The organism is Streptomyces sp. NPDC007084, assembly GCF_040703595.1.
Lineage (GTDB): Bacteria > Actinomycetota > Actinomycetes > Streptomycetales > Streptomycetaceae > Streptomyces.
In genome coordinates, this window is record NZ_JBEYFY010000107.1 from 1 (window position 1) to 9,709 (window position 9,709).

The following is a 9,709-nucleotide window of genomic DNA, read 5'->3' on the forward strand; positions in this document are numbered from 1 at the left end:
GGCCCGTCCGATCCCGGACGGGCCCTGCGACGGTGGGAGCCTGTGGTGCGCGGTGTGCCGCCGACCGGTTCAGGCCAGCGGCTTCTCCAGTACGGCCTTGCGGTGGCTGAACGTCTCGATGGAGTAGCGGCCGTGGTAGCTGCCCATGCCGCTCTCGCCGACTCCGCCGAAGGGCAGGTCGGAGACGGTCAGGTGGGCGAGCGGGAGGCCGAAGCCGAGGCCGCCCGAGGAGGTCTCGGCGGCGAACCGCTCGCGCGTGGTGTCCGACTCGGTGAACACGTACAGGGCGAGCGGCTTGTCGCGGTCGTTGATGAAGCCGATGGCCTCGTCCAGGTCCGCCACGGTGACGATCGGCAGGATCGGGCCGAAGATCTCCTCCGCCATGACGGGCGACTTCGGGTCGACGTCGGCGAGGACGGTCGGGGCGATGTACTTGGTGGAGCGGTCGCTGTCACCGCCGGTGACGGTGCGGCCGGAGCCGAGGAGGCCGGTGAGCCGGTCGAAGTGCCGCTCGTTGACGATCCGGCCGAACGCGGCGGACTCCTTCGGCTCGGGTCCGAAGAGTGCCTCGACGGCCTCGGCGAGCTTGGGCTCCAGCGCGCGGGCGGTCTCCGGGTCGGTGAGGACGTAGTCGGGCGCGACGCAGGTCTGGCCGGCGTTGAGGAACTTGCCGCGTACGATCCGGTCGGCGACGACTGCCGGATCGGTGTCGCGGTCGACGAACGCCGGTGACTTGCCGCCGAGTTCGAGGGCGACCGGGGTGAGGTGCTCGGCGGCGGCGCGCATCACGATCCGTCCGACCGTGCCGTTCCCGGTGTAGAAGATCTGGTCGAAACGCTCGGCCAGCAGGGCCGTCGTCTCGGGTACCCCGCCCTCGACCACGGCGACCGCGTCGGTGTCCAGGTAGGCCGGCAGGAGCCGGGCGAGGGCGGCGGAGGTGGCGGGCGCCAGTTCGCTGGGCTTGGCGACCACCGCGTTGCCCGCGGCCAGCGCGCCGACCACCGGGGTCAGGAGAAGCTGGACCGGATAGTTCCAGGGGGCGATGACGAGGACGACACCCAGCGGGTCGTACCGCGTCCAGGCCGTGGCGTCCCCGCCGAGGTGTGCCGGCACGGGCGCCGGTTCGGGGCTCAGCCAGCCGTCGAGGTGCTCCAGGGTGTGGTCGATCTCGCGCACGGTGAAGTCGATCTCGGTGCGGAAGGATTCCGCGGAACTCTTGCCCAGGTCCTCGTGGAGGGCGGCGGCCAGCTCCTCGCCGTGCTCGGTGAGCAGCGCGCGCAGTCGGCCGAGCTGTTCGGTACGCCAGGCGAGGGGCGCGGTGCGGCCGGAACGGAAGGTGGCGCGCAGCCGGGTGACGATGTCGGCGGGCTCTTCGGTGGTCGAGTGGTTCACGGTGCCTCGCTGGTCGGGGCGCGGACCGGGGGCCGGCGCGCCGGTGCTCCGCGGCCGGGGTGAAGCACACCGGCCACAGCTTGATGTATATGCCAACCTTTCACGGAGCGTGCGCATTCCGGGTGTGCGCCACTACTTTCCGCGACGGCCCGCGTCAGAGGGTGGTCCCGGCGACCGCCGCACTCCCGTCCTCACCCGCCCGCCATCACCCACCCGCCATCACCCGCCCATGAGCAGCGCCGCACGAGGTCATGCCTCTCGGTGGTCGATCAGGCACCTCGGGCTCCACCGGCTCGGGCGCAGGCACCTCGGGCGCGGGCACCTCGGACCCGGACGGCCCAGCCCGGCTCCGCCCGCTCGACTCGGCCCAGCTCGGCTCCGCCCGCTCCGCTCGGCCCAGCCCGGCTCCGCCCGGCTCGCCCTGCGGCTGCGTCCCGTTCAGCACGTAGTACTTCATGATGTATCCCCTCGATGCTCGACCGGTCGGTGCTCCCTCGGTCGGTGCCGCACTGACACCACGGACGTGGTGCGGTGTCACACCGGCCGCACGAACGGGTGGGCGCCGGACCGGCACACGCCACGACGACAGCGGGAGATTCCCTCGATGACCGCCACACCGCATCCGCTCGTCACCGCCGCGCGCCGGCTCGCGGCCGAGGTACTGGCGCCCCGCGCGCAGGACGTGGACCAGGACGGAGTGCCCCTGAGCAGCATCGAGGCGGTCAAGGCGTCCGGGCTGCTCGGGGTGGGCGCGCCCGTCGCGTACGGCGGGTCGGCGGCGCCAACGGCGGTGGCGCGGGAGACCGCGGAGATCCTGGCCGGGGCGTGCTGCTCGACGTGGTTCGTGCAGACCCAGCACCACACCCCGGTGGCGACGCTGGCGAAGAGCGACCTGCCGGTACGGGACCGGCTGCTCGGCCCGCTCGCGCGCGGAGAGCTGCTGTCCGGGGTGGCGTACGCGCAGCTCCGCGCCCATCCGCGCCTGCCGGTGCGGGTCACCCGGGAGCGCGGAGGCTGGCGCTTCGACGGGACGGTGCCCTGGTACTCCGGCTGGGGACTCAACGACGTGATGCTGCTGGCGGGAGTGACCGACGCGGACGAGGCGCTGTTCGCGTTCACCGAGGCACGCGAACAGCCGGGGCTGCGCGCCTCCGCGCCGATGCGGCTCGCCGCGCTGTCCGCCTCCCGGACGGTCTCCCTCGACCTGGACGGACTGTGGCTGCCCGAGGAGTCGGTCGCGTTGCGTGTCCCCTACGCGGACTGGGCGGTCACCGACCGGCCGAAGAACACCAACGCCTCCCCGGCCGTGTTCGGGGTGACGGCGGCGGCGATCGCCCTGCTGGAGGACGACCCGGCCGCGAAGGAGACCGCGCGGGTGCTGCGCGAGCGGCTGGACGAGGTGCGGCGCGAGGCGTACGCGCTCGCCGACCACCCGGTGCCGACCGGGCGGATCGACGAGCGGCTGGTGTGGAAGACGCGGGCGTACGACGTGATGCGGGCGGCGACCACGGCCGCGGTCGTGGCCGGCGGAGGCCGGGCGATGGACCTGCGCCACCCCGCCCAACGGCTCGCGCGCGAGGGGATGTTCCTGCTGGTGCAGGGGCAGACGGCCGAGGTGCGGGCGGCGCACCTCGGCGCGCTGGGATCGGCGGGTTCCCCGGGCCCCCTCAGCTCGTGAAGGGCACCTGCGCGGAGGGGGCCGGGGCGGTCGTGAACGGGTGCTGCCAGCGGCCCCGGGCGGCGAGGCGGGGCAGGACGCCCTCGCCGAACCAGTAGGCCTCCTCCAGGTGCGGATAGCCGGAGAGCACGAACTCGTCGATGCCGAGGGCGTGGTACTCCTCGATGCGGTCGGCGACCTCGTCGTGGCTGCCGACCAGGGCGGTGCCCGCGCCGCCGCGCACCAGGCCGATGCCGGCCCAGAGGTTGGGGTGGATCTCCAGGCCGTCACGGCCGCCGCCGTGCAGCGCGAGCATGCGGCGCTGGCCCTCGGACTCGCTCCGGGCGAGCCCTTCCTGAACGGACTTCACGGTCGCCGGGTCGAAGCCGTCGAGGAGCCGGCCGGCCTCGGCCCAGGCCTGTTCGGAGGTGTCCCGGGTGATGACGTGCAGCCGGATGCCGAAGCGCGGGGTCCGGCCCTCCTTGGCGGCCAGCCCGCGGACCCAGGCGATCTTCTCGGCGACCTGGGCGGGCGGTTCGCCCCAGGTGAGGTAGACGTCGGCGTACCGGGCGGCGACCTCGCCGGCGACGGGTGAGGAGCCGCCGAAGTAGACCTCGGGGACGGGGTCGGGGACGCGGGCGAGCCGGGCGTCCTCGACGCGCAGGTGCTCGCCCGCCAGGTCGACGTTCTTGCCGTCCCACAGGTCGCGGACGATGGAGAGGAACTCGCCGGTGCGGCGGTAACGGGCGTCCTTGTCGAGGAAGTCGCCGTAGGCGCGCTGTTCGTGGCTCTCGCCGCCGGTGACCACGTTCAAAAGCAGCCGTCCGCCGGTCTGGCGCTGGTAGGTGGAGGCCATCTGCGCGGCGAGCGTGGGCGAGACGAAGCCCGGCCGGAACGCCACGAGGAACTTCAGGCGTTCGGTGTGCTGGCTGACCATCGCGGTGGTGAGCCAGGCGTCCTCGCACCAGGCGCCGGTCGGGGTGAGGGCGCCGACGAACCCCAGGTCCTCGGCGGCGCGGGCGATCTGGCTCAGGTAGGCGACCGTCGGCGGGCGGTCCTGCCCGGAGACGGTGGCGGGGGTGCCGTGGCCGCCGCCGACGACATGGCGGCTGTCTCCGTTGGTGGGCAGGAACCAGTGGAAGGTGAGGGACACGGCGGGTGTTCTCCGTTCGTGGGACCGGGCGGGCGGCAGGGCCGCGGGTGGGGACAGGGCCGCAGATGGGGGGCAAGGGCCGCAGGGGGGGGGTGGCCGAGCGTGGCCGAGCGGACTAGAGGAGTCCGTGGCGCGGGGGTCTGGTGCCGTTCAGGACGTAGCAGCCGAGGTGCTGGATCTTCCAGCGGGCCGGGTCGTGGAGCGTGTGGGTGCGGGCGTCGCGCCAGTGCCGGTGCAGGTTGAGGGAGTCCAGGGCCGCGCGGGTGCCGGACACCTCGAAGAGCGCGTCGGCGACCAGGACGGCGGTGGCGGAGGTGTGCGCCTTGGCGGCGGCCACGGCGATCGACGCCTCGGCCGCGGAGTCGTCGGTCAGGTGGCCGCGGGCCGCGTCGACCGCGCGGGCCGCGACCCCGAGCAGCGCCTCGGACGCCCGTACCTGGAGGGCGAGTTCACCGAAGCGCTGGATGAGCAGCGGGTCCTCGGCGGCCGTGTCGACGCCGCTCTCGAACCAGGGGCGGCTCTTGGTGCGGACGAACTCGGCGGCCTCGGCGAGCGCGCCTGCGGCGATCCCCGCGTCGATGGCGGCATGCAGCAACTGGGCGACCGCGCCGTGCAGTTGGGGCCCCTGGAAGGTGAGGTGGTGGGGCACGACACGGTCGGCGGGTACGGTCACCGCGTCGAGGCGGACGGTGCCGCTGGCGGTGGTGCGCTGGCCCATGCCGTTCCAGTCGTCGACGACGGTGAGGCCGTCGGCGTCGCGGGGGACGTAGGCGACGTGCGGGTTGTCGTGCTCGGCGCGGGCGAGGACGGGGATCCAGTCGGCGAAGAGCGCGCCGGTCGAGTAGTGCTTGACACCGGTCAGTTCGTACGAGCCGTCGGGGCGCGGGGTGAGGCGGGTGCGGATGTCCTGGACGTGCCGGGTGCCGGCCTCGGACTGCGCGTTGCCGAAGCGCCGGCCCGCGAGGACCTCGGCGAAGAAGAACTTCCGCTGTTCTTCGCTGCCTTGGCGGCGCAGCACGTTCACGTAGACGAAGTGGTTCTGCGGGATCTGGGCGAGGCTGGCGTCGGCGGAGGCCAGCAGCCGGAAGATCTCCGCGAGGGTCTCCTGCGTCACGTCCGCGCCGCCGTGCTCGGCGGGTACGGTCACGGCGAGCAGCCCGGAGGCGGAGAGGCGGTCCAACTCGGCGTGCGGCAGGCGCCGTTCGGCGTCGCGGGCCGAGGCTCCGGCCCGGAAGGCGTCGGCGAGCGAGGCGGCGACGGCGAGGGCTTCGGCGTCGTCGGCGATCACATGGGCGGTCACGGACGTCACCCGGCCGCGGCCAGCAGCGGCGTACGGCCGAGGGCGACGGAGAACTGGTCCACGACCTGGGCCAGCGCCTCGGCGGTGCCGGGCGCGACGGTGACGCTGCCGTCGGGCGCGGTGGTGATGTCCTTGTCGAGCGTGAACCAGCCCTGGACTATGTGGGCCGCGCCCATGGAGTTGAGGACGGGCCGCAGCGCGTAGTCGAGGGCGAGTACGTGGGCGGTGCTGCCGCCGGTGACCAGCGGGAGCACGGTCTTGCCGGTGAGGGCGTACTGCGGGAGGAGGTCGAGCAGTGCCTTGAGGACGCCGGAGTAGGCGGCCTTGTAGACGGGGGTGCCGATGACCACGCCGTCGGCCCGCGCGAACAGCTCGGCCGCCTCCACGATCGCGGGGTGCCGGAAGTCGGCGCCGAGCAGGGCCTCGGCGGGGATCGTGCGGACGTCGAGGGGGATCACCTCGTGGCCCTGCGCGGCGAGCCGGGCGTCGAGGTGGCGCACCAGTCTGGCGGTGCGGGAGGAGGCGGAGGGGCTGCCGGAGACGGACAGGACGGTGGCCATGAGTCCTCTTTCGGGGCGGTACGCGGGCGCGACGAACGGGGCCCGGGAATTCGGCGGGAATTCGGGCGGTGCGATACGGGCGACGGGCGGGAGAGGCGTCCGGGGCGCGGCAAGAAGGGCGGCGCGGGCGGAGCGGTCCGTGCGAAGGGGACCCTACCGTCGGGATCGTCAGGCTGCGCGACAACAGACGGAGCTGGAGACACGCGCGAGGTCGACATGGCGTCGCCGCGTGAGGTCCAGTCGCGTGTTCATGACGCCGATCGTCGCAGCCCCCGCTCGGGGCCGTCAAGGAACAGCCGTCCGGTCTCGTATCGCGGACCGGCGAATTTCACGAAGGTGTGACAGGGAAACCCTTGAACCGGTCTCCTTCGCGGCCGCATGCTGCGGCGGTGCGCATCGAACAGCTCGAATACATCGCGGCGGTCACCCGGCTCGGTTCGCTGCGCCGGGCCGCCGAGGAACTTCACCTCTCCCAGCCCGCGCTGAGCGAGACCGTCCGGAACCTGGAACGCGAACTCGGGGTCGACCTGTTGGAGCGCAAACGGTCCGGGGCGCGGATGAGCGCCGAGGGCCGGGAGCTGCTGCCCCACATCGTGAACGTGCTGGACGCGGTGGACCGGCTGCGCGGCGCGGCGGGCGAGCAGCACCGCGTCAGCCGGATGGTCCGCGTCGGGACGGTGAACGCGGCGACCGTGCCGTTGCTCATCCCGGCGGTCAGCGCGTTCCGTGCCACGCATCCGCTGACGCAGGTGGAGGTGGTCGGCGCGCAGCAGGAGGAGATCCACCGCGCGCTGTCCGAGGGGGGCCTCGATCTGGGGCTGGTGAACCATCTCGACGGCGACGACCTGCCCGCGGAGTTCGAGTCGACCCGGCTGCTCGCCGGACGGCCGGTGCTGTGTGTGCGTCCGGACAGCCCGCTGGCCGCTCTGGCGGAGGTGTCCCCGGCCGACCTGCTCACCGAGCGCGAACCGCTGATCGCGATGCGCTCGGGCTACGTCATGCACCGTTACGTGCACCGGTTCCTGGACGGCAGGGTGCCGGGTTTCTCGTACTCGACCGACGGCGCCGAGATGGGCAAGCTCATGGTGGCCGAGGGGCTCGGCGTGAGCGTGCTGCCCGACTTCAGTGTCGTGGGCGATCCGCTGGAGCGGTGCGGCGCGATCACCTGCCGGCCTTTGACCGACCGGACGACCCGGGTGCTGCTGATGCTGCGGCGCCGCCGGGCCGACTCGGTACCGCGGGCGGCCCAGGATCTGCACGAGGCGTTCGTCCACCAGGCGGCGCGGCTGAGCGAGGAGCCGGCCCCCGGGGAGTGAGCACGGGTGCGGGGCGGCCGGGGACACCTGGCGGACCAAGGCGCCACGGCGGATCGGAGACGCGCCGTGCGGGCGAGTGCCCGGCCGGCGGTCGCGGTCCTTCGGGGCGGAGCCCGGTGGTCGTCGTCCTGTGACCATCCGATGAGTCACTCGTTTGACGGAGCGGCGTGACACGACGTCAGCTCCTTCGGAAGGCATTCGTTCCATGCCCATCCCCTCGCTACCGCGTGCGGTCCTCCGCGGCAGGACCGCGCTCGACCGGGCCGAGACCGCCCTCGTCGAGGAGTACAGCGACCTGGTGCGTCTCGCGTACCTCACGCTGCCTCCCGCGTTGAACAGGCACCGCCGCATCCTCGTCGCCCACTCGCTGGTGCAGCGCTCGCTGCCGGGTCCCCGGGAGCGGTATCCCGGGCCGCGGGTGCCGACGCCCCGCGGTGCCGCCCGCCGGTCCGTCGCCGAGAACGACCGGCTGCGCGCGGCCGTCCTGCGGTCGGCCATCGCGTACGGGCGTTCGCCGCGCGGCTGGCCGCGCCGTCTGCCGCCGCCGCGCACGCTGCTTCCCGCGCTGCCGGTCGTGTGGGGGCTGCGGCTGTTCCCCCGCGCGGGCGGCGCGGAGGAGACCGCGCTGGGGCAGGCCCTGTCGGGGTCGACGGCCGCCGGCCGCGCCGCGTTCGTCCTGCGCAGTGTGGACGGACGGACCGACGAGGCGATCGAGACCCTGCTGCGCGCCGCCGGGGCCGCCGATCCCGAGGCGGCCCTGCGGTCGGCCGCCCGGCTGGGCGAGAGTGTCGGCCAGGCGGCCAGGACGCTGCTCAGGTCACGGGAGTTCGACGCCTGTACGGTGCAGACCGCGCCCACCGACCTGCTCCGGCGGCGGCGCCGCTTCCGGGTGCTGTGGGGTGCGCTCGTCCTCGTGCTCTCCGGAGTGGTGCTGGCCGTCTCGCTGCCGGGCTCGGGGCCGTCGTCCGCCGACCGTGTCCCGGCGGGCGTCTCACTGCCCGGCCCGGGGGACCTCGTGCGTACGCCGCCGGACTCCTGGGCGGACACCTCCCGGGTCGACTTCACCGCCTGGCCGCCGCGCGGGTCCCGTACCGGCGACCAGCCTCTGTTACGGCGGGCGCTGACGACATGGGCCCGGCCCGCGCGGGCCACGGACGTCACGAGGACGGCGGCCACGTCCATGGACCCGCCGCCCCGGGCACCCCGGCTCCTGTACGCGGGGGACGTGGACGGCGACGCCGTGGTGCTGCTGCACGACGGGCAGCGCGTGGTGCGCTACAGCGAACCGCTCGACGCTCCCGGGCGCGGCGCGCTGGCGCTGGCGCGGACCGACGACGCGGACGTGACGACCGCGGCGGCCCTGGCCGTCGGGCGCGGTCCGCGCGGGACGCGGTTCCTGCTGGCCCCCTGGATCGCCGAGGCCCGGACCCGTGACCTGCTCCGCCCGGACTCCCCCGCCCGCCCGGTGGACGTAGCGCGCGACGGGCTCACCCAGCCCGTCCCCGCACCCTCGGGCGGCGCGGCCTGCGAGCGCCGGCCGGTGCTCCAACTGCGGTCCTCCGAACGCATCGTGGAAAAGCACGCGTTCCTGCTGACCGACCTGGGCGAACAGTCCCCCGTCCACCTCACGTACACCCCGCCGCCCGGTCACGGGACCCCGCCGGCGCGTCAGCCGAGGGAGGCGACGGGGACGCCGGCGCTGGTCGCGTGGGCGCACATGGCGTGCGGGCTGGAGAAGCTGCGCGGCAGCGGCGTCCGGGAGGTCAACGCCTGGGACTTCGCCGAGCAGGATCTGCCCGAGAAGGGCGGGCGCGCCGTGTGGTCCTGCGCCCGGGCGGGCACCTGGCGCGGTCCGGGGGATGTGCGGGTGCTGCTGCGGCTGCCCGCGTCCTCGCCCTCCGCGCCGGCCCGCGAGGTCGCGCGGGCCCGGGCCACCGCGGCGTGCAGCCGGTTCGGCCAGCATGTGGTGGCCGGCGCCCACTGGCGTTCGGGCGCGGGGCACTGGTATCTGCTCGCCGCGGGCAGCCGGGCCGTCACCCGCATCGAACTGACCGGCGCGGTCAGAGCCCGCCAGGACGGTCACACTCTGGCGGTACGGGCCCCCGAGGGCGCCCGCCCCAACCTCACCGCCCGCCTGGAGAACGGCTCGTCACTGACGCCGGTCGGCGAGGGAACACACGGCGGCTCCCACGAGGCCCCGCAACCCTGAACCCATGAGGGGCCCGTTGCACACGCCTGGACGGCCCGGGGGCCAAAGGGGTAAACCGCCGGGCGGGGGCGAGCCTCTCGAACTTGATCTCGCGCTCGATGTCGAACTTCTCGATCGCGTCG

Annotated in this window: 8 protein-coding genes; 3 read left to right on the plus strand and 5 right to left on the minus strand. The window is 74.1% G+C overall.

Annotated features, from left to right (window positions below; translation table 11 throughout):
• Positions 1 to 69 precede the first annotated feature (69 nt).
• Positions 70 to 1,392, minus strand: a complete 1,323-nt coding sequence (locus AB0912_RS35485; RefSeq protein ID WP_366707390.1) for an aldehyde dehydrogenase family protein — start codon at positions 1,390 to 1,392, stop codon at positions 70 to 72.
• Positions 1,393 to 1,996: 604 nt separating this feature from the next.
• Here AB0912_RS35485 and AB0912_RS35490 point away from each other — a divergent pair.
• Complete coding sequence (locus AB0912_RS35490; protein ID WP_366707392.1) at positions 1,997 to 3,070, plus strand: acyl-CoA dehydrogenase family protein; 1,074 nt, start codon at positions 1,997 to 1,999, stop codon at positions 3,068 to 3,070.
• On the opposite strand, the gene AB0912_RS35495 is transcribed toward AB0912_RS35490, so the two are convergent.
• The 4 genes from AB0912_RS35495 to AB0912_RS35510 all read right to left on the minus strand — a co-directional run bounded on the left by AB0912_RS35495 (position 3,060) and on the right by AB0912_RS35510 (position 6,314).
• Complete coding sequence (locus tag AB0912_RS35495; RefSeq protein ID WP_366707394.1) at positions 3,060 to 4,202, minus strand: LLM class flavin-dependent oxidoreductase; 1,143 nt, start codon at positions 4,200 to 4,202, stop codon at positions 3,060 to 3,062. The genes AB0912_RS35490 and AB0912_RS35495 overlap by 11 nt on opposite strands.
• A 115-nt stretch (positions 4,203 to 4,317) precedes the next feature.
• Positions 4,318 to 5,502 (minus strand): SfnB family sulfur acquisition oxidoreductase, encoded by a 1,185-nt coding sequence (locus AB0912_RS35500; protein ID WP_366707396.1) that lies wholly within the window; start codon positions 5,500 to 5,502, stop codon positions 4,318 to 4,320.
• 5 nt (positions 5,503 to 5,507) lie between these two features.
• On the minus strand, positions 5,508 to 6,062 hold the full coding sequence (gene ssuE / locus AB0912_RS35505; RefSeq protein ID WP_366707398.1) for an NADPH-dependent FMN reductase: 555 nt from the start codon (positions 6,060 to 6,062) through the stop codon (positions 5,508 to 5,510).
• A gap of 168 nt (positions 6,063 to 6,230) precedes the next feature.
• Entirely contained in the window at positions 6,231 to 6,314 is an 84-nt protein-coding gene (locus AB0912_RS35510) for a putative leader peptide (protein ID WP_366707404.1), read from the minus strand.
• Between the two features lie 137 nt (positions 6,315 to 6,451).
• On the opposite strand from AB0912_RS35510, the gene AB0912_RS35515 reads away from it, so the two are divergent.
• Both AB0912_RS35515 and AB0912_RS35520 read left to right on the plus strand, forming a co-directional pair.
• A complete protein-coding gene (locus tag AB0912_RS35515; protein ID WP_366707400.1) occupies positions 6,452 to 7,378 on the plus strand; it encodes a LysR family transcriptional regulator in 927 nt (308 codons plus the stop codon).
• Between the two features lie 205 nt (positions 7,379 to 7,583).
• Positions 7,584 to 9,587: a hypothetical protein gene (locus AB0912_RS35520; RefSeq protein ID WP_366707402.1), complete on the plus strand. Its 2,004-nt coding sequence runs from the start codon at positions 7,584 to 7,586 to the stop codon at positions 9,585 to 9,587.
• Positions 9,588 to 9,709 lie beyond the last annotated feature (122 nt).